Source organism: Bacillus sp. M5A3_1b (genome assembly GCF_053345335.1).
In genome coordinates, this window is sequence record NZ_JBKEZY010000010.1 from 54874 (window position 1) to 75147 (window position 20274).

19 protein-coding genes, 1 riboswitch and 2 other annotated features are annotated in these 20274 nt (G+C 33.2%); of the genes, 14 read left to right on the top strand and 5 right to left on the bottom strand.

The features are described 5' to 3' along the window. Positions 1–23 precede the first annotated feature (23 nt). Positions 24–566, top strand: coding sequence for a hypothetical protein (locus ACLBWW_RS22900; RefSeq protein ID WP_048546684.1), 543 nt, complete (start codon positions 24–26; stop codon positions 564–566). 39 nt (positions 567–605) lie between these two features. Here the strand turns inward: ACLBWW_RS22900 and ACLBWW_RS22905 are convergent, their stop codons facing one another. Next, positions 606–878: an HU family DNA-binding protein gene (locus ACLBWW_RS22905; protein WP_001043960.1), complete on the bottom strand. Its 273-nt coding sequence runs from the start codon at positions 876–878 to the stop codon at positions 606–608. A 204-nt stretch (positions 879–1082) separates the two neighbouring features. On the opposite strand from ACLBWW_RS22905, the gene ACLBWW_RS22910 reads away from it, so the two are divergent. After that, complete coding sequence (locus ACLBWW_RS22910) at positions 1083–1850, top strand: DUF3891 family protein (RefSeq protein WP_098049352.1); 768 nt, start codon at positions 1083–1085, stop codon at positions 1848–1850. 14 nt (positions 1851–1864) lie between these two features. Beyond that, the gene (locus ACLBWW_RS22915; protein WP_048546686.1) at positions 1865–2389 is read left to right on the top strand and encodes a DinB family protein; all 525 of its coding nucleotides are present in this window, start codon (positions 1865–1867) and stop codon (positions 2387–2389) included. Between the two features lie 100 nt (positions 2390–2489). On the opposite strand, the gene ACLBWW_RS22920 is transcribed toward ACLBWW_RS22915, so the two are convergent. From ACLBWW_RS22920 to ACLBWW_RS22930, 3 genes are all read right to left on the bottom strand, one after another. Then, complete coding sequence (locus ACLBWW_RS22920) at positions 2490–3683, bottom strand: S8 family peptidase (protein WP_048546687.1); 1194 nt, start codon at positions 3681–3683, stop codon at positions 2490–2492. Between the two features lie 226 nt (positions 3684–3909). Further along, complete coding sequence (locus ACLBWW_RS22925) at positions 3910–5277, bottom strand: alanine/glycine:cation symporter family protein (RefSeq protein WP_048546688.1); 1368 nt, start codon at positions 5275–5277, stop codon at positions 3910–3912. A gap of 107 nt (positions 5278–5384) precedes the next feature. Then, a riboswitch (glycine riboswitch) is annotated at positions 5385–5505 on the bottom strand. A gap of 208 nt (positions 5506–5713) precedes the next feature. Next, positions 5714–6289 (bottom strand): hypothetical protein, encoded by a 576-nt coding sequence (locus tag ACLBWW_RS22930; protein ID WP_447614258.1) that lies wholly within the window; start codon positions 6287–6289, stop codon positions 5714–5716. A gap of 132 nt (positions 6290–6421) precedes the next feature. Between ACLBWW_RS22930 and ACLBWW_RS22935 the strand changes: the two genes are divergently transcribed. The 5 genes from ACLBWW_RS22935 to thrS all read left to right on the top strand — a co-directional run bounded on the left by ACLBWW_RS22935 (position 6422) and on the right by thrS (position 11878). Continuing rightward, on the top strand, positions 6422–6766 hold the full coding sequence (locus ACLBWW_RS22935; RefSeq protein WP_098049357.1) for a hypothetical protein: 345 nt from the start codon (positions 6422–6424) through the stop codon (positions 6764–6766). 145 nt (positions 6767–6911) lie between these two features. After that, a complete protein-coding gene (locus ACLBWW_RS22940; protein WP_048546693.1) occupies positions 6912–7730 on the top strand; it encodes a nucleotidyltransferase in 819 nt (272 codons plus the stop codon). A 63-nt stretch (positions 7731–7793) separates the two neighbouring features. Further along, on the top strand, positions 7794–8414 hold the full coding sequence (locus tag ACLBWW_RS22945; RefSeq protein ID WP_098152209.1) for a YdbC family protein: 621 nt from the start codon (positions 7794–7796) through the stop codon (positions 8412–8414). A gap of 183 nt (positions 8415–8597) precedes the next feature. Next, on the top strand, positions 8598–9305 hold the full coding sequence (gene rluF, locus ACLBWW_RS22950; RefSeq protein WP_048546694.1) for a 23S rRNA pseudouridine(2604) synthase RluF: 708 nt from the start codon (positions 8598–8600) through the stop codon (positions 9303–9305). Positions 9306–9430: 125 nt separating this feature from the next. Then, positions 9431–9654, top strand: a binding site (T-box leader). 37 nt (positions 9655–9691) lie between these two features. Beyond that, positions 9692–9914, top strand: a binding site (T-box leader). A gap of 44 nt (positions 9915–9958) precedes the next feature. Then, positions 9959–11878 carry a threonine--tRNA ligase gene (gene thrS, locus ACLBWW_RS22955; RefSeq protein WP_048546697.1) on the top strand — a complete coding sequence of 640 codons (1920 nt, stop codon included), beginning with the start codon at positions 9959–9961 and terminating at the stop codon, positions 11876–11878. A gap of 125 nt (positions 11879–12003) precedes the next feature. Here thrS and ACLBWW_RS22960 read toward each other — a convergent pair whose 3' ends face one another. Continuing rightward, positions 12004–12486 carry a DUF2975 domain-containing protein gene (locus tag ACLBWW_RS22960; protein WP_098132196.1) on the bottom strand — a complete coding sequence of 161 codons (483 nt, stop codon included), beginning with the start codon at positions 12484–12486 and terminating at the stop codon, positions 12004–12006. A 389-nt stretch (positions 12487–12875) separates the two neighbouring features. On the opposite strand from ACLBWW_RS22960, the gene ACLBWW_RS22965 reads away from it, so the two are divergent. The 6 genes from ACLBWW_RS22965 (at position 12876) to ACLBWW_RS22990 (ending at position 20273) form a co-directional block, all read left to right on the top strand. Next, positions 12876–13643, top strand: coding sequence for an ABC transporter ATP-binding protein (locus ACLBWW_RS22965; RefSeq protein WP_048546699.1), 768 nt, complete (start codon positions 12876–12878; stop codon positions 13641–13643). 11 nt (positions 13644–13654) lie between these two features. Next, positions 13655–15538 carry an FtsX-like permease family protein gene (locus ACLBWW_RS22970; protein WP_048546701.1) on the top strand — a complete coding sequence of 628 codons (1884 nt, stop codon included), beginning with the start codon at positions 13655–13657 and terminating at the stop codon, positions 15536–15538. A 274-nt stretch (positions 15539–15812) separates the two neighbouring features. Next, positions 15813–16844, top strand: coding sequence for an alpha/beta fold hydrolase (locus ACLBWW_RS22975; RefSeq protein WP_447614259.1), 1032 nt, complete (start codon positions 15813–15815; stop codon positions 16842–16844). A 214-nt stretch (positions 16845–17058) separates the two neighbouring features. Further along, positions 17059–18345: an MFS transporter gene (locus tag ACLBWW_RS22980; protein WP_447614260.1), complete on the top strand. Its 1287-nt coding sequence runs from the start codon at positions 17059–17061 to the stop codon at positions 18343–18345. 55 nt (positions 18346–18400) lie between these two features. Then, positions 18401–19267: an ABC transporter permease subunit gene (locus ACLBWW_RS22985; protein ID WP_048546706.1), complete on the top strand. Its 867-nt coding sequence runs from the start codon at positions 18401–18403 to the stop codon at positions 19265–19267. A gap of 1 nt (position 19268) precedes the next feature. Continuing rightward, positions 19269–20273, top strand: a complete 1005-nt coding sequence (locus ACLBWW_RS22990; RefSeq protein ID WP_447614261.1) for an ABC transporter permease subunit — start codon at positions 19269–19271, stop codon at positions 20271–20273. The last annotated feature ends 1 nt before the right edge of the window (position 20274 follow it).

Below are 20274 nucleotides of genomic sequence, written 5' to 3' on the forward strand. Positions count from 1 at the left end.
ATCTTATAGAAGAGGTGTTCCTCATGTTAGTAGCGGAAAATAGAACAAATGAATTCACTTATAATGTACAAGCAATTAAAAATATTTTATTTTCTGGAGATACATCATCTATTCATGCTTTAGAAAAGCTTTTGAATGATACAGTTCAGTTTGAAATTCTCGAACAAGAGGTACTTGATAGACAGTACATTCCGAAAGAAGCAAAGAATTTCTTTGATAAAAACGGAACATTTCTTTACCGTGTATCCAATGTTAGTTATAAAGGAAAAGTGTTATCTGAGAATCTAATTTTTGCGGACACTTCGTTTTTACCAAATACAATTAAGAGTGAATTAGAGAGTGGAAATATTCCAGTTGAAAAACTTATAGAAAAGATGGAAGTAAGAAGAAACGTATTATACGAAGGATATCAGCCATCTGGGAATATTATTGAATTGTTTGATGGATGCTCTGTTACGGCGAATGTGTATCCAACTAGAAAATATCAAATTGTAAGTAATTGCAAATGCATATTTTATATTTGTGAAGTATATCATGCAGAGAATATAAAAAATCTGCTTAAATAGAAAATAAGAAACCAGCCTATAAAATGGCTGGTTTCTTATTTATTTCACAGCTTCTTTTAACTCTTTACCAGCTTTAAATGCTGGAACTTTACCAGCAGCGATTTGAATTTCTTCGCCAGTTTGTGGATTACGTCCTGTACGAGCAGATCTTTCGCGCACTTCAAAAGTTCCAAAGCCGATTAATTGAACTTTATCGCCAGATTGTAATGCAGTAGCAATTGTGTCAAATACGGATTGTACCGCTGCAGAAGCTTCCTTTTGAGAAATATCAGCGGATTGTGCCACGTTTTTAACTAATTCTGTTTTGTTCATGTTTTCACCTCATAAAAAGTTTTTTAGAATGAATGTTTTAGTATAATGGATAGTATAGAGAAAGCTATTTATATGGTTAGAAAGAATACTATATAGTTATGTTAATTTCGTTGTAAGAGACTGAATCCCTGCTAATAATTAGGGATTAATTAAGAATTGATGTATAGAAAATGCTGTAATATGAGGATGAGGGGGAGTATATGAATGATTTTTCGTGAAAAAAATGAGAATGAAAGTATATTAATTCGTCAACATGATCATGGTTTTTTAGCTGGAGAGATTGCAAAGCATATAAAAGAAGATCTTTTTGAAGATGAAACATACTTAAAAGAGACAATTGATGCAATATATGAGCATGATAGAGGATGGATAGAACTTGATAAAGTACCAATTTTGAATGATGCTAAAAATATTCCATATACATTTATGGATTGTCCAAGTTCATTGCGTTTTGTTTTTTATACGATTGGTTTGAATGAAATTGAAGATTCGAATCCATACGGAGCATTACTTTGTAGTAAACATTTTTTATCATTTTCATTAAATGACGAAGACGAAGAAATGATGTCTTTTTATAAACATGAATTGGAACGACAAAAAAGAATTTTGAAAACGTTAACAAAAGAACAGTTTGCGATGTTCGATAAACATTATAAATTATTAAAGTTTTGTGATGAACTTTCATTATATGTATGTATGAATAAACCTGGTGTAGACAAGACAGATGAAATTGATTTATTTAAAGGTGGTTTTGAGGGAACAGAAATGTTTAATAGTAAGGAGGAGAAACCTATTCAAGCTGAATGGGTGGACGAGGAAACAATTCGGATTACACCGTTTCCATTTCAAACGGAATTTCATACGTATGTAAATTATAAAACTATAAATAAACGTGAAATTGAAGAAAAAGGAATTGCAAAAGCTGATAGAGAATCGGAAATGGAGAAACAAAACATTCGTTTCGTACAATAAGGAGGCGATTTAGATTGAAAGAGTACATGTTAAAACAGGTGGATTACCATGCTTGGGCTAATATACGGTTATTCAATCGACTAAAAGAATTACCAAGCTATGAGACTATTTTTAATGAACAGATACAGAGTGTATTTCCATCAATTAAGGATACTTTTACGCATATTTATATTACAGATCAAGTGTGGTTACACATATTGCATGGTAAAAGTATGAATGAAGCAATACAAGACCGAGAAAATTTACGAAAACAAATCGAAACTAAATCGTTACATGAATTAGAAAAAATGTTTGAAAACATGACAAATCAATATAAAGACTTCTTAATTACAATACAAGACGTGAATGCTGTATTTGTTATCGAGAATCCATATGCAGGGAAATTAGAAACTTCAATTTTAGAGTTAGTACAACATGTTGTAAATCATGGGACATATCATAGAGGAAATATAACAGCGATGATCCGTCAACTCGGTCATCCGTCGACAATGATGGATTTTGTACTGTATTTACATATGGTGCAGAAGGAGGGGGAGTAATATAGTTTGTAAGAAGGAGAGCCTTTAATTGTAAAAGTCTCTCCTTCTGTTTTATCCCGCACTAATGGCAGATCGACTGATTAAAGCTTTACATTATTTCTTAAGAGGCTTTATTTTCTTGTAATTGCTTAGCGTATTGTATAGCTTTATATGCATTGACTCTACCGTTTTTCCAATACGTACCTGTACCACTAATTTTATCAGACGTTGACTCAATAATTTGGCGGATTTGTGTATTGCTATATCCTTGATTTGCTAAAAGAGCAGCGACTCCTGCAACATGAGGTGTTGCCATAGATGTACCACTTAATGATTGATACGTGCTTCCTTTATATGTGGAATATATATTTGAACCTGGTGCTGCAACATCTACCCAGCTACCATAAGTAGAAAATGAAGATTTTCTATCTGATTGATCTGTAGAAGCAACTGCAATCACCTCGTTGTAATAAGCAGGGTAATTAGCTTTTGTATTTCCAGCATTTCCAGCAGCTGCAACAATAACAGAGCCTTTATTCCATGCATATTGAACGGCTTGTTGTAAAGCAGTCCCACCATTTGGGGCGCCTAAGCTTAAACTAATTACTTTTGCACCTGAATCAGCAGCTTCTCTAATCCCTTGCGCTACAGCATCAAGAGTACCACTCCCTTGATTATCTAATACGCGGACAGCATAAATTGAAGTTTGTGGGGCAACACCAGCAATTCCAACACTATTATTCGTAAGTGCTCCAGTAATTCCAGCGCAATGCGTACCATGACCATTACCATCATCAGATGTATTGTCGTTATCAACATAATCATGTCCGTAAATTACTTTCGAAGCTAAATCAGGATGTGAACCTTGAACTCCTGTATCAATAATAGCTACTTTTACACCAGGATCACTTCGTTGACTATCCCAAGCTTGTGGAGCTTGAATTTTTTGCAATCCATATTGATTTTTAAAAAATGGGTCGTTCGGAGTCCAAAAGGCGTGAACGTAATAATTCGGTTCTGCATATTCCACATCTGGATTATTTTTATAACTTTTTATTTTTTCTTTGACAGTACCTTTTGAAAATTGAACGACTTCAAAACCTAACGAATCATCTTTAGATAAAACGTTAGCACCGACAGATTTGTGAAAAGATTGAACATTACTTAAAGAGGCATTTTGTTTGAACTTAACGATTAATTGGTTAGGGACGTAATCAGTAGATGATGTTTCAGCACTTGAAGTATTTGTGTTAAAAAAGAAACCACCGATAACGAATGATAAAACAGATAGGAAAACAATGATTTTGTTTTTCAAAAGATTTTTCCTCCCTTTTCTCGGATGAGTTTTTCGTCGACACTTTAATGTCGCATTCCTTTTCAACTATATAGTTAGACCATACGATTTATGTCATTTATGTGAAAAATTTTTAGTGGAATAAAAAAGGGAAAGATTGATATAAATATATTTTTAATGATATTTACTGAGTTAGAAAACGAAAAAAGGAATGCTCATTATGTATGAGTCATTCCTTTTTTTTAGATTAACTTGCCTGTTTTTTATGACTTTCTTTCAATTTCTCTTCTTGTAAAAAGCGATTCGTTTCAGCAACAACAATACCACTTAACCCAATAAGGCCAATTAAGTTTGGAATCGCCATAAGTCCATTTGCAATATCAGCAAATGTCCATACGATACCTAGTTTTAAATTAGCCCCAATAGCAATCATGACGATAAAGATTGCTTTATAATATTTAACAGCACCTTCTCCAAATAAATAAGCCACGCACTTCTCGCCGTAATACGACCATCCTAAAATAGTAGAGTAGGCAAATAATATAATTGCGATACCAAGAATCATACTACCAGCAGTGCCAAATACAGATTGGAACGCAAGTGTCGTCGCTTCAACGCCAGTTTTACCTGATTTCCATGCACCTGTAGTAATTAATACTAGCCCTGTAATTGTACATACAATAAACGTATCTAGAAAAGTACCAGTCATAGAAACTAAAGCTTGCTTTGCAGGTGAATCAGTTTTTGCGGCAGCTGCGGCAATAGGGGCACTCCCTAAACCAGCTTCGTTCGCAAATACACCGCGCGCCATTCCGATTTGAATTGCAGATGCAATTGTTGCGCCAATAAAACCACCAGCAGCTGCAGTACCATTGAATGCGCCAGAAAAAATAAGTGAGAATGCTTCTGGAATTTGATCGTAGTGATAGAAAATAATAATAAGCCCAGCAATGATATAAAAGAAAGCTTTAATAGGAACGATATATCCTGTCACTTTCCCGATTTTTTTCACACCGCCTAAAATAACAATGGCGATTAAAAATGACATGAATATACCAGTTAAAGCAGGAGGAAAAGAGAAATTAATTCGCATTGCCTCTGCAACTGAGTTAGATTGCACCATATTACCGATACCGAAAGAAGCAGTTGTGCCGAATATAGCGAATAAAACAGCAAGCCATTTCTTACCTAAACCACGTTCTAAATAGTACATTGGTCCACCTGAATATTCACCATTTTCATTACTAACACGGTATTTCACCGCAAGAATTGCTTCGGCATACTTTGTTGCCATACCGAACAAAGCAGTAATCCACATCCAAAAGATTGCACCGGGTCCACCAATCGTTACTGCAGTTGCAACACCGGCTATATTTCCCATACCAATTGTTGCCGCCATAGCTGTCATAAGTGCTTGGAAGTGGCTAATATCTCCAGAGGAAGATGTATCTTCTGATTTTTTAAAAGCTAGTTTGTGAGCGTATAATAGTTTACTAAACTGTAATCCTTTTAAACGCACTGTGAGAATGATACCAGTACCAACGAGTAACAACAACGTTGGTAATCCCCACACATAGTGATTGATTTGTTCTAATACTGTACTTACTGTCTCCATCTGTATTCTCCTTTTTATGAAAAAATAAAAACCACTTCAAGTAAATGAAATGGTCTCTGGAGAAACAAGGGATAGAAAAATAAACCGATACAAATCGGCATTTTCTTTCGCTTGTCTCTGTCCTTTTACCTGAGAGATTATCCGCTATAGTAGCGGATTTGCTCCTTCGGTGCTCTTTTTCCTCCGCGCTATATAAAAGCGAGAGGGAGTCTCTCCAGAGATTCGTCCCCATGCAGTTCTACTTGTAAACAAGACCTGAGAGTTTCAAAGTTGATTCAGCAACCTTTTGCCCCGTCGGTAGATCAATAGACCTTCTCCTGAATGGTTCATCCGAATTATAAAATTTATAAAAATATTGATTGTAAATCAATAAAAACATTATAGACAGACAAAATATGAATTGCAATCTTTTTTTATTTTAAAATAGTAACCAGTTTTATTTTTTTGCAAGTCCTAATTTAACTTCAACTTCATTTAACGTAGATAAAGCGAGGACAATATGTTGGTCCGCAAGTCCTAAAGCATGTTTAGTATTTTCAATTGTTTCATTGGATGGAGTAGAGTTATTTGCTCCGTCTATAATTAAATCTGCCGCGTTTTTCATAAATTTAGAAGCAGCCTTAAATTCAGTTGCGAAATAAACTAGTTGTTCTTGTATTTGTACTTCCGATATATTTTCTTTAATTTTCAAAGTGTCTATTTCATTCATAATGTTTTCATATTGTTTGGAAATAGCAGTCATTGTGACTAATAGTTTATTTCTGTCTACTGAATCTCCGTTCGTGTTAATCTCTTCCCAGGCAGGCAACCAATCTTTTTCGATGATGTCATTATAATTTGTAGTTAATTCATCGATTTTAGGTTGTAATTTAGTTTTGAAAATTTTTGTATCCACTGTTTCTACAGTTGCTTTTTTGTTGTTATTTTTCACATTAGTAACATAGAAAATCGTACCGAAAATGATGAAAATAGAAATAACAACTGTCCATTTAGTAAAAAGAAATTTCTGCAATATGTAACGCCTCCAAAATTTAAAAACTTATAATTATAATATATAACAATAATGTTGTTTCATGTAGAGAAAATAGGTTAGAAATAATTTAAATTATATCTTTTCTATAAACGAATAATTAAAGTTAGTAAGATGATAAAAGAAATATGTGAGAAAAGAGGAATTTTAGTGAAAATGAATAGAAGAAAACTAGTTTCAAATATTTCAATGGCTATGTTATTAATGGGTTTAATTGCATGCATATTTATGAATAAAGAATCTAAAATCAAAGATTTTCCAGTGCCAATGTCAGCAATACATATTAACAATGATAAGGAAGAGGATTATAAATATATAAGTGTAATGCCTATTACAAAGGTAAGTGGATGGGAGAACTTAGGGGAAAACGGGCATACTGTTAGTTTTAAAAAAGTGGAAAGAAAGGTAAAGATATTACATTACCCAGGAGAAATTAGGTATTATATATTTGAAAAATAATTGATAATAAAAGAAATAGGAAGTAAATGATATTGTAGGATTGTTTACTTTCCATCTCTTTTGATTTTTAATTCTGAATTATTTAAATTATAATTACTATGTGTATAGAATAAAATAATATTTAGTATGGAGATGAGATGATAAATTGCCAAGTATAAAAAAGATAGGTCGTTTTTGTCCTACTGATGATGAAGGATATATTATAAATGATGCACATATTGAAAAAGTTCAACCTATATTTATGGAGGTAATACAGGAAATAAAAAATACTTGTTGTGAATTGTTACAGGATGATTTACACAGTGTTTATATAAGAGGCTCAATTCCAAGAGGGATTGGAATTAAAGGTATTGCTGATATAGATGTAATTATATTAGTGCGAAAGGATCCTAAATTAATAGACTTAAGTTGGCGAAAGAAACTAGAAATTAAAATTTTGCAAAAATTCAATTGTATAACAGGAGTGGAATTGAGTTTTTACAGTGAAAAAGAAGTGATAAATTCCAAGAGTTTTTCTTTTATAAGCTTCATGATACAAACACATGGAGTATGTATATTTGGTGAAGATGTAACATTGTCTTTACCTAAATATAAAGTAAGTCAGGAGTTAGCCTATGAACATCTTATTCAATTGGGGAAACAAATTGGACAAGCACGCAAAGAGTTAATACATAATAAAGGCTTGGAAGATATAGCGGATTGTTGTCGTTGGATTATGAAGATAATAATCAGGTCAGGTCTAGCATTGACAATTGAGAGAGAAGGACTTTACTCCAGAGACTTATATCCTGCCTATGAATTATTTAGTAAGCATTTTCCCGAACAAGAAAAAAATATGAGAAAGGCATTACAATATGTAATTGAACCGATAAATGATATAAATGAAATTTTATTATTTTTAAGTACGTTTGGTGAATGGCTGATAGAAAGAGCGGCTGATTTTTTGAATACTATAGATAACTAATAATATTATGTAAACAAAAAGAAGTAGAGAGTGAAATTAATGTAAGGTAAGGGGGAATTAGAAATGCTACTAAAAACAATCTACTGTAAGGTGGAAGAAGAGAAAAAAGAGTTATTTTCAAAAGCACAAGAAAAATGGCAAGCTATACAGCATCTAGATGGATTTCACGGACAATTTGGTGGATGGAATGAAGATGAGGCATGTGTATTCACTTTATGGGAAGATAGAAGGGCTTATCAATCATTTATGAATAGTGCACACGATACCATTTATTTAAATAGTAATCAAGAGGATACGTTTCTTTCATGTGAAATTGAACTATTTCAAACGTTGTATGATATAACTGATACGAGTTTGAAATACGTTGTTACAGAAGGATCATTCGTTAGAGCTGCTATATGTGATGTAAAGGTGGAAAAAGAAAAGTATTTTTTACATAAACAAGAAACAATTTGGAATAAAGGAATGGAAAAAGCAAAAGGGCTGCTAGCTGGAGTTGTTGGGAAGTCTTTAAAAAATGAAAATTGTTACATAGTGTTAACTTATTGGAAAGATGAAATGGCGCATCAAAATTATGTAGAAGAGATTTTCCCAGAGTTGTATAAACTAGCTAATATTCATGAGGATTTAAAAGATATTAGAGGTAAACAAGCTGTATGTAAGGAAGAGTGGCTTGTATATTAAGTGTACAAAACGTGCATAAATGAATGTATAATAAAGATATTTTCTTATAAACGAGTAATTAATAGAAGACGTTATATACCCTTTCATGTTAATATATTTAAGTTATAATAGAAGGCTTACCCTTTTGTATTGTACGGTAGAAGCAGTGTGAGCTTGAATTTTTTTGAAAAGGATGTGCCTAATTTGCGTATCAATAAATTTATTAGTGAAGCTGGAAAAGCGTCTCGACGTGGAGCAGATAAACTAATTAATGAGAGAAGAGTAATTATTAACGGTAAGGTTGCAAAAATTGGTGACCAAGTAAATCCAGGTGATGATGTACGCGTAAATGGAGAGCAACTTCGTATTGCTCGAGATCACGTATATATCGCTTTAAATAAACCAGTAGGTATTACATGTACGAGTGAAAAATCTGTAAAAGGTAATATTATCGATTTAGTGAATCATCCATTACGAATTAGTCACATTGGACGTCTTGATAAAGACTCAGACGGTTTAATTTTATTAACGAATGATGGTGATATTGTAAATGAAATTTTACGTGCTGAAAACAAACATGAAAAAGAATATATCGTTTCAGTAGATAAGCCAATTACACCTGATTTTCTAGAGAAAATGGCAGCTGGTGTGAAAATTTTAGGAACGAAAACGCTTCCTTGTGAGGTAACACAGTTATCAAAATATGAATTCCAAATTATTTTAACTCAAGGGTTGAATCGTCAAATTCGTCGTATGTGTGAAGCTTTAGGTTATCAAGTATACACTTTAAAGCGTACAAGAATTATGAATATAGAATTAAATAATTTACCTGTTGGACAGTGGAGAGATTTATCGAAGAAAGAGAAACGACGTCTATTTTCAGACTTAAATTACGAACCACAAGATTGGTAAAATTGAGAAGAGGAAACCAAAAATTTATTTTTGGTTTCTTTTTTTATTAAATAAAAAATCATTTTTAAACACTTGCAAAAATAAAATGAATAAGATATAGTAAATAACAATTAATGGATGTACTTTTAAAAGCAAAGAAAAGGACACGAGTTATTTTATCCGGTTATACAGAGAAGGAAGGAAAGCTGAGAACTTCCTAACGCAGAAAAATAACTTACCACCTTAGAGCTGCACTAGGGAAATTCAGTATCTAGTGCCGTGTAAGCGACGTTATCGCAAAAGAAGCCATTATGTTTTTTGTGATGGGAATCTGGGTGGAACCACGAATATAAGCATATTCGTCCCTAATTTTTAGGGATGAATATGCTTTTTTGCATTCAATTTCATAATAAGCGAAGAAAAGGACACGAGTTATTTTCCCCGGTTATACAGAGAAGGAAGGAAAGCTGAGAACTTCCTAACGCAGAAAAATAACTTACCACCTTAGAGCTGCACTGGGGAAATTAAGTATCTAGTGCCGTGTAAACGACGTTACCGTAAAAGAAGCCATTGTATATTTACAATGGGAATCTGGGTGGAACCACGGGTAAAAGCACGCTCGTCCCTATTTTAGGGATGAGTGTGCTTTTTATTATGAAATGGAGAGATGAAAAATGAAAGAACAGATGATTGAAATGAAATTTCCGGATGGAAGCGTTAAAGAATTTGTAAAAGGAATTACTTTAGAAGAAATTGCGGGATCCATTAGCAGTAGTTTAAAAAAGAAAGCAGTCGCAGGGAAAGTAAATGATCAGTTATATGATTTACGCCGAAATATTGAAGAAAATGCGGAAGTAGAAATCGTTACTATAGATTCAAATGAAGGGGTAGAAATTGCAAGACACTCTGCGGCACATATTTTAGCGCAAGCTGTAAAGAGGATGCATGGTAATGTAAACCTTGGTGTAGGACCTGTTATTGAAAATGGATTTTATTATGATATGGATCTTCCGAGTAGTGTAAACGTAGAAGATTTACCGGAAATCGAAAAAGAAATGAAAAAAATTATAAATGAAAATATAAAAATAGAGCGAGTTGAGGTTTCACGAGAAGAGGCAAAAAAACTGTTTCAAGAAATGAATGATCACCTGAAATTAGAATTGTTAGAAGCAATTCCTAGTGGGGAAAGTGTAACACTATATAAACAAGGTGAATTTGTAGACTTATGTAGAGGACCTCATTTACCGTCAACAGGCTATTTGAAAGCATTCCAATTAACTCACGTTTCTGGTGCATATTGGCGAGGTGATAGTAACAATCAAGTGCTTCAGCGTATATATGGTGTTGCGTTCTCTTCTCAAAAAGAATTAGAAGATTATTTACATTTCGTTGAAGAAGCAGCAAAAAGAAATCATCGTAAATTAGGTAGTGAGCTGGAGTTATTTATGTTTTCTGAAGAGGCTCCGGGAATGCCATTTTATTTACCGAAAGGACAAATTATTCGTAATGAATTAGAAGCATTTTTAAGAGAAATTCAAAAAGAGTATAAGTATCAAGAAGTACGTACTCCGTTTATGATGAACCAAGAATTATGGGAGAAATCAGGACACTGGGGACATTACAAAGACAACATGTATTTCTCTGAAGTAGACAATAAAAGTTTCGCATTAAAACCAATGAACTGCCCAGGACATATGTTAATGTTCAAAAATAAATTACACTCTTATCGCGAATTGCCAATTCGTATGTGTGAGTTCGGTCAAGTACACCGACACGAATTTAGCGGGGCATTAAATGGATTATTAAGAGTACGTACTTTCTGCCAAGATGATGCTCATTTATTTGTAACTCCAGAACAAATTGAAGATGAAATTAAATCTGTAATGGCGCAAATTGATTATGTTTATAAAACTTTTGGATTCGAATATGAAGTAGAGCTTTCTACTCGTCCAGAAGATTCAATGGGTGATGATAAGTTGTGGGAGCAAGCAGAAGAGGCATTAGAAAATGTATTACATTCATTGAATTATAAATATAGACTAAATGAAGGTGACGGTGCATTTTATGGACCGAAAATCGACTTCCATATTAAAGACGCCTTAAATAGAAGTCATCAGTGCGGGACAATCCAACTAGATTTCCAAATGCCAGAGAAGTTTGATTTAAATTATATAGATGAGAAGAATGAAAAGAGAAGACCAGTTGTCATTCACAGAGCAGTTTTAGGATCTTTAGACCGTTTCTTAGCGATATTAATTGAGCACTTTGGAGGCGCGTTCCCGGCATGGGTGGCACCGGTTCAAGTGAAGGTCATTCCAGTTTCGAATGCAGTCCATGTACAATACGCAGATGAGATTGCGGATAAATTAGCACAAGCTGGCATTCGTGTTGAAAGAGATGTACGAGATGAAAAGTTAGGATATAAAATAAGAGAAGCACAAATGCAAAAAGTTCCTTATGTTCTTGTTATTGGGGATAAGGAAATGGAGAACGGATCTGTAAATGTACGTAAATACGGTGAAGACCAGTCAGAAGTTATTGAACTAAATGGGTTTGTGGAGAGTATAAAAGAGGAAATAAAAAATAAGAAATAGAGATTGATAATAAAATACACCATTAACATGTATTACTGAATTTAAACTCATTAAAGAACCATAATAAATGATGAAGGGATAGCTTAATCGCTATTCCTTCATCATTTATTGCCATATACTTCACTTCATACCGTTAAATCATTTTCTGATTTTATATTAATGGCTTCTTGTAAGAGCTTTTGGAGAACTGCAGCAAAAACAGCAATCACGATAGAGGAGAAAATAATGATCAATCCAATTGGTATAAAACTTGGAGGATCAATTTTTTTTGCCATAAGATAGTAAAGTGGTATACCTAGTATGTATATGGTACCGATAGTGAGGGCACAGTATTTTATATTTTTTAAAGCCTTTACTGATAATACCGAGAACGCTTTGTTCTTATCAATATAACTTAAAAGTTTAAAAACTTGATACAGAGCGAAGTAAAAAGGTATCGTCGCTGCGTACATATCGATTAAAACGAGAGATTTCATATAAGCAATAGCTGGATACAATTCTCCAGCGAAATTCCCGATTTTAGGAATTACAAATATGCACAATGCAAGTACTACTATACCTATAAAAACAATAGCTAGTTTTAAAAAGAGTGTTGAAACTTGTTTCATAAAAAGCACCTCGTTTATTTAATGACAACATGATTTTATCATATGATTTATCGTTTTAAAATAAAATTATATTGCTTTTTAACTTATTATTATTGTTATTTATGTATCCTATTAATTTTGATAAAAATAAAAAACTAGCTCATTACAAAGGAATCCGCCTTATGAAATGGTCTGTAATATTTTTTACCTTACAAAAATGTAAGGTAAATGTAAGCGAAATCGAAGGAACGAGTTTTAGAAAAGTGAGAATATGTAATAGGAAAAAGGTTTACGTAACTCGTGTAATCCTTTCTGATTGAAAAATTTAAAAATTATTAAGGATTTACATGAGAAAAAGATAAGAAATATGTGAGAAATTAATTTTACACAAAAGGGATGGAGTGAAAGAGATGTCAACAAATGTAGTTACTGTAGAACGTGTAGAAAAAACGTATGGGAAAAGAAATGAGAATCAGTCAAAAGCGTTAAGGGGTGTGTCATTAAGTATTAAAGAAGGGGAATTCGTCGGGATTATGGGTCCTTCTGGATCTGGAAAAACGACTTTACTTAATGTGATTAGTACATTGGATCAAGCAACGGGTGGCAGTGTGACAATAGCTGGTACAAATATTACTTCTATGAAGGGGAATGCATTATCTGATTTTCGATCTCAAAAATTAGGGTTCATTTTTCAAGATTTTAACTTACTAGAAAACTTATCAATTTATGAAAATATCGCTTTACCACTTTCTCTGCAAGGCGTACCTTCAAGTGAGATTACGGGGAAGGTAAATGAGGTTGCAAAGAAATTAGGGATTACTGAAATTTTAACAAAATATCCAACTGCTGTTTCTGGTGGACAAAAGCAAAGAACGGCGGCAGCACGAGCTTTAGTACATAATCCAGCAATCGTATTAGCAGATGAACCGACTGGTGCGCTTGATAGTAAAAATGCAAAAAGCTTATTAGAAGCGATGCAAGATTTACATGAAAATCACAATGTAAGTATTTTGATGGTTACACACGATGCATTTAGTGCGAGTTATTGTGAGCGTATTTTATTTATTCAAGACGGCCTTCTTTATAAAGAGTTAACGCGTCAAGGAACGCGAGAAAATTTCTATCAAGACATTTTAGGCGTGCTCGCTCATATGGGCTCAGCTGCTGAGTCTAAGTAGGGGGCGAGACTATGTTATTCAAATTATCACGTCATAGTATGAAAAAGATGTTAAAAGATTATATGGTTTTACTTATTGGTCTCGTTATTAGTATTAGTATTTTCTACATGTTCCAAACGATGGCGATGAATAGTGAATTTACGAAGGATAATAGTCTTATTAGTAGTATTAGACTCGTATTCTGGGTAGGTGCCATACTATTATCGTTCATTACTGTATTTTATATTATATATGCCAATTCTTTCTTACTCACATTAAGAAGAAAAGAACTCGGTATGTACATGATGCTCGGTGCGAAAAAGAAAAAAGTAGCACAGTTATTATTTATTGAAACATTCGGTATGGGGATTGTCAGTATTATTATCGGGATCTTAGTGGGGATGTTGCTTGCAAGTGTAGCAGGAAACTTTTTAATGAATGGTATGGAAATTTCAGCGAAAGGTAGTTATTCATCTGTATATACACCAGCAATCTTAGTTACAGCTATTTTCTTCTTAATACTATTTTTTATTACTGGTTTAATGAATAGCATCCGGTTATTACGTAAAACAGAATTGGAGTTAATTCGTGAAGATGAAACACTAGATGAAGTAAAGAAAAGTAAAACTCGCATTATTATAATGACGGTACTTGGTATATTGCTAGTAAGTATAGGATACTACTTTATGATCAATGTAAAAATATATGCTGAATTAGGCTTTATAATAGCGACAATCGTTACAACTCTTGGAACATATTTTATCTTTAGTTCATTGCTCCCATTTTTTGTGATGAAAATTAAAGGGAATAAAAAACGAAATGAAACGGGCTTAAATAGTTTTACATATGCACAGCTACGCTTTCGAGTAAATAGCTTATCGAGAGTACTAGGTACAGTAGCGATGTTAATTGCATTAGGCGCAGGGGCAATGACGGCAGGTATGGCGTTTCAAAAAAATGTAGGTATTATGACAGACTTCTCTCGTGTATATGATGTCGTAATTCATGATCCAAATGATCAAGATAAAGCAGCCTTAAAAGAAATGGAAATTGTGGAAGAAAGCAAGTATAAATATAAAGTAGATGGAGAAGCGGTGTATTACTTACGTAACGACTTAACGGCGAAACCACCACTCGTTTCCGACCACTTTGATACAAAAACTTTAAAAGAGCCAGCTCGAAAACGTGTGGCTGAACCTTTAACTGAACCTGTTTATTCTGCTTTGGAAGCTCCCGAAGCAGCCAATAAACTTCCTCGTATGCCAAGGGATTGGGAAGATGCGGTTGTAAGAGAAATACAAATTACACATAATCAATTTAACGGAAAACCGGTAAGAATTGCTGATGAAGAACACTACAAAGCAGTTCAAGGAACGGAACATAGTGTAACATTAGCAAAAGTAGATGATATGAAAAAATATAAACCGTTGTTAATTGAAATAGACAAGAGACAAAAAGAACAAATTGAAAAAACAACAGGTACAAAAGTAGACTTATTTACAAAAATGACAATTTATCAGTTTATGAACAGTTTCATGAGTGGAACAATGTTTATGGGATTTTTCCTCGGAATTGCGTTTTTAGCAATGATGGCAAGTTCACTAATGTTCAAAATATTAACAGGTGCTTCTCGTGATGTACGCCGTTATGAAATGTTACGAAAAATCGGTGTGAGACGTAGTATGTTAACGAAAAGTATTTATAAAGAAATTTCATATTTATTTATCTTCCCAGCAATTATTGGAATTTCCCACGTGTTAGTAGGGCTTAACTTATTCAGCTTTATATTAGTTGACCCGTTTGTGAAGGTATGGGTGCCGATAGGGATTTTCTTAGTCATTTATTTCATCTATTACTGGATTACTGTCCAGCTTTATAAAGGTATGGTAATGCCGAAAGAAGAGGTTGCGAAATAGTTAAAGGAAAAAAGTCTTTGTTTTGAAAACAAGGGCTTTTTTCTTTATTTTTAATACATTTTGACTGAGTCTTTCTATAAAGTTTATATTTGAAAATTAAGAAAATATTAAGAGTTTATATAGGGGAAAATTAAGAAGTGTATGGGATATTAAAAATGTGCAAACGAGCAAGATGAAATTAGAGAGAGAAATTGTTATATATTCATATTATTTTGAGGGAGTTTTACAGAATTAAATTGATGTTTTTATAAATTTAAAAGAAAGGATACTACTTATGAAGAAGATAAAAAAATTAATAAAACTTATTGGTGCCATCACTACACTATTATTAATCGTAGCACTAATATTTCCTACATGGACCTCGCAAATAAAAGGGAAAAACAGTATAAGTACATTAGAGCAAGTAGAGATAAATGGAAGTGATCATGAAATTATGATACGCGGAAAAGATAAGAACAATCCGGTTATTATTTTTGTACATGGTGGACCAGGTACTTCAGAAATACCATATGCGCAAAAATACCAAAACTTATTGGAAGAGAAATTCACAGTTGTTAATTACGATCAAAGAGCGAGTGGGAAGTCGTATCATTTCTTTGAAGACTATTCGAACCTTACATCAGATCTTCTTGTAGAAGATTTATTAGCTATGACAGATTATGTTTCAAAACATCTTGGTAAAGAAAAAGTAATATTGGTTGGTCATTCTTACGGTACATATATCGGAATGCAAGCTGCCAATAAAGCCCCTGAAAAATATGAAGCATATGTTGGCATAGGGCAAATGAGTGATACAGTAGAAAGTGAAATGGATAGTTTAAACTATGTGATTGAACAGGCACAAAGTGCTGGGAATACAGATGAGGTTGCCTATTTAAATGAGTTGACTGAAAAAATTAAAAATGGCGATACATACACTCCGAGGAATTATGTTGCAAAATATGGTGGAACATTAAGACTCATTGAAAATCCAGATGGTGATAATATTGGGATGCTACTCAGTAATGAATATAACTTTTTAGATGTAATTCGTTATAACGTTGGATTATCACATTCTCAAACTGTCTTATTAGAAAAGGATTTAAAGAATCCATTGCCTACTAAGGTGAATAAAGTGAAGCTACCGCTTTATTTCCTTATGGGGAAATATGACTATAACACTTCATATCATGCAGCAAAAACATATTTTGATATGATTGAAGCGAATCAAAAAAAATTCATTACTTTTGAAAAGTCAGCTCATTATCCGCAATTTGAAGAGAAAGAAAAATTTTATAATTGGATGTGTGATACATTCATAAAATAAATAAAGTATATCCGAACTTTAGAAAATTAAAATAGTTAGCGAGACGTATAAAGATATTTAGATGCATAGTATTAACTGAAGCGAAGTTAAATAAAAAGACTCTTGATAAAAAACAAGAGTCTTTTTAATATTGTTCTCTATACAGAAGGAAAAGATTGGATAATGGTCGAAAAATATAGTATAACTTCCGAGAAATGACTGGAAAAATAAAATTTTGTCGAGAGAAAGGGTTAGAAGTATGAAAGAAATGCTACAGTTATTTCGCAACAAAGTGTATACACGTTTTTTTCTAGCAAATATTTTAGAGCGACTCGGTTCTATGATTGCTGGAATTTCTTTAATGTTTTATTTGTTAGACCAGTACGGAAAACAACCAGTTTACGCAACGATGACACAAATTATGATGGCATTACCTGCATTAATCTTTTTTCTATTAGTAGGGACAGTAGTGGATCGTTTTGATAGACAACGTATTTGTACGGTAAGCAACATATGTTGTTCGCTTTGTAATATCGGAATTCTAATTTCGCTTTATTACGGAATGATCATACTTGTCTTTATATTTTTATTTTTGGAAAATGCATGTATACAATTTTTCTCTCCATCAGAACAGTCGATGATACAAGGAGTAGTTGAATCAGACCAATACGGTGCAGCAGCAGGTTTGAATCAAATGGTAAATAGTTTGTATGCTTTGTTTGGGGTAGGAATTGCAACGATGGTGTATTGGACTTTTGGAATTTACGGGAGCATTTTAGTAAATACGCTCACTTTTATTATGAGTGGTATTTTGATTCAAACGATCTCCATTCCAGAAAAAGTGCGTTTGCCAAACGGTAGAACAAAATGGAAAGAAGTTAATTTGAAAATGTTAATAACAGAGTTTCAAAAAGGGATCAAGTATATATATCAAAATGAAACTTTAAAAAAATTACTTTTAGTATTTATCGTGTTTGGACTATTAAATGGTATTTTAAGCGTATCCACAACTTACATATTAAAATATAAATTAGCACCAGCAACGTATGAAAGTTTAGCGATGGTGGGTGGTGTAGTTGGAGGGATTTCATTACTAATTGGAAGTGTAGTAGCAACAAGTGTAGGGAAGAAATATGCACCCAAGCCTATTATTGTATTTGGTATGGCGGGCTCAGGGGTCTTTTTCGGTATGTGTTACTTTGTAAACCACGTATGGTCTTTTTATGTATGTATCGCTTTTGCGACTTTCTTTTTACCGTTTATTAATGTTGCAATTATGGGCTGGATGTATGAAATTGTAGAAGAATCATTCATGGGACGTGTTCAAAGTTTACTTAGTCCATTAACGACAGGATTCCAGTTGTTATCTCTCGGTGCGATAGCGATGTTGTTCCCGAAATGGATTCGTGCAGATACGTTGTATATTATTTTATTTGGTTTATTATTTTTTGTTACGTGTTTATATCAAACCATTTTACCGAGTGGGAAGAAACGGGTGCAAAGTATAGCCGAAGAGATGTAATATATGCGGTTTTTTGATTTCTGAATATTCTATCGGATGGTAAGGGGAAATCGTTATGTTGATGCGAATTGCTAAATGGTGTGGGGTTACTTGTTTACAACTAGTAGCTGCAATTTTATGTATAATCTGTCTAGGCGCGCTACCGCGTTTATTTAAGGGATTGCAAATTGATTTAATCGGTTTTTGGAACACAGTTGTATTTCTTGGAGGGAAGTTACTACAACCAGGTGAAATAACATATGGATTTCGAGACTCAAGAAAATTATTTCCGCAAATATGGATTCATTATTTTGAAACGATGATTGTATTTCTATCAGCGTTTTTACTATCTTTGCTTATAGCGTATGTACTTGTCGTTTGGGTATTGCAACGTTCTTATATGAAACAGAAAATGTGGAACGGGATTTTTCTTACGCTTGAGAGTATACCAGATATATTACTTATTTTATTATCACAACTTCTTGTCGTAATTCTTTTTCAAAAAACAGGATTTATGCCGGTCAAACTAGCTGGATTAGGGGAAGAAAGGATACGTTTGTTACCGATTATATGTCTTACAATACCAACAACATTATTATTTATTAAACTGTTGTTATTACGATTTAAAGAAGAGTTAGAGAAAGATTATAGTTTGTTTGCTAAGAGTAAAGGATTAAGCTTACAGCATATTTTGACACATCATATTTCAAGAAATGTTTTATTGACGACAATTTATTATGCGAAAACAAATATATTATTTATGCTTTCCAATTTATATATTATTGAATGGATATTTAATACATATGGTATGTTTGTTTTTGTAAAAGAAAATTCGAAATTAGAAATATTTACAGTGAGTCTAGTAATATTATACGTACCGCTTTTTATACTATTTCGTATATTACATACACTCTTGCAAAATGTGATAAAGGAGCGTGTGTAATATGTGGCAAGTTGTAAAAAGAGATGTGAGATTTTGGATAGGTATTACTTTTTTAAGTGTACTAATGATTGTTAGTATTGGATATACGGTGTTTTTTGATGGGAATATTCGCGAGCTTACGATGATGTATAACGAAAAAGGAGAACTAGAGGCAGCTCCATTTTCGCCATCAAGTAAATTTTGGTTTGGAAGTGATGTGAAAGGCCGCGACCTTGTTCAATTAATAATAGAAGGCGCGAAATGGACAGTTGGAGCGAGTATAATTATAGCGATTTTACGAGTTATAGTTGGAGGGGGAGTTGGTTTACTTCTTGGTATGTATGGTAAACGTTCTTTTCCAGTTATTTCATCATTTTTTGATCCTTTTAGTATTGTACCAATGGTCATGATTTCTTATTTTATGTTAAATGAAGTTTTAACGTTTGACAGTGGAGCGGAAGTTGTGCCGTTGTATTTGCGGGTGGCATTTCAAATTATAGTTCTTGTATTTCTTGCTGTACCAACAGTTATGCTATATGTAGCGCAAGAAGTAAAACGTATTAAGAAAGAGGAATTTATGTTGGCAGCTGCTGTTCTCGGCGGGAGTAAATGGCAGAGGTTGAAGCGCCATATATGGCCGCATATGTTACCTCCATTTCTTTTATTAGTAGCCCAACAATTTGTAAGTACTTTATTACTACTTTTACACCTTGGTTTGTTGCAATTATTTTTTGGTGGAACAATAACCTTCAGTGGAATGGATCCAGATAGTGTAACAAAGGAATGGACGGGCCTAATTGGTCAAAACTTCCGCCATTTAACTACACATACGTGGATTGTACTTATACCAATTACTTTTTATAGTATGACAATTTTAGGGGGAAATCTAGTTAGTAATAGTATGCAAGATGCGATTAAACTAGGAAATGTAAAAATACTTAAGAGCAAGGATAAAGAGGTAAAGGAAGAGAAGCGAGTACAAACTAATATGAATGATTTTTCCTTTTATAGAGAGATACAAAAATAAA

Coding starts and splice junctions, on each gene's coding strand:
- ACLBWW_RS22945 (WP_098152209.1), top strand. CDS start 7,794: ATGCTACTAAAAACAATCTACTGTAAGGTGGAAGAAGAGAAAAAAGAG.
- ACLBWW_RS22925 (WP_048546688.1), bottom strand. CDS start 5,277: ATGGAGACAGTAAGTACAGTATTAGAACAAATCAATCACTATGTGTGG.
- ACLBWW_RS22935 (WP_098049357.1), top strand. CDS start 6,422: ATGATAAAAGAAATATGTGAGAAAAGAGGAATTTTAGTGAAAATGAAT.
- ACLBWW_RS22910 (WP_098049352.1), top strand. CDS start 1,083: ATGATTTTTCGTGAAAAAAATGAGAATGAAAGTATATTAATTCGTCAA.
- ACLBWW_RS22970 (WP_048546701.1), top strand. CDS start 13,655: ATGTTATTCAAATTATCACGTCATAGTATGAAAAAGATGTTAAAAGAT.
- ACLBWW_RS22965 (WP_048546699.1), top strand. CDS start 12,876: ATGTCAACAAATGTAGTTACTGTAGAACGTGTAGAAAAAACGTATGGG.
- ACLBWW_RS22960 (WP_098132196.1), bottom strand. CDS start 12,486: ATGAAACAAGTTTCAACACTCTTTTTAAAACTAGCTATTGTTTTTATA.
- ACLBWW_RS22905 (WP_001043960.1), bottom strand. CDS start 878: ATGAACAAAACAGAATTAGTTAAAAACGTGGCACAATCCGCTGATATT.
- ACLBWW_RS22990 (WP_447614261.1), top strand. CDS start 19,269: ATGTGGCAAGTTGTAAAAAGAGATGTGAGATTTTGGATAGGTATTACT.
- ACLBWW_RS22975 (WP_447614259.1), top strand. CDS start 15,813: ATGAAGAAGATAAAAAAATTAATAAAACTTATTGGTGCCATCACTACA.
- ACLBWW_RS22985 (WP_048546706.1), top strand. CDS start 18,401: ATGTTGATGCGAATTGCTAAATGGTGTGGGGTTACTTGTTTACAACTA.
- thrS (WP_048546697.1), top strand. CDS start 9,959: ATGAAAGAACAGATGATTGAAATGAAATTTCCGGATGGAAGCGTTAAA.
- ACLBWW_RS22900 (WP_048546684.1), top strand. CDS start 24: ATGTTAGTAGCGGAAAATAGAACAAATGAATTCACTTATAATGTACAA.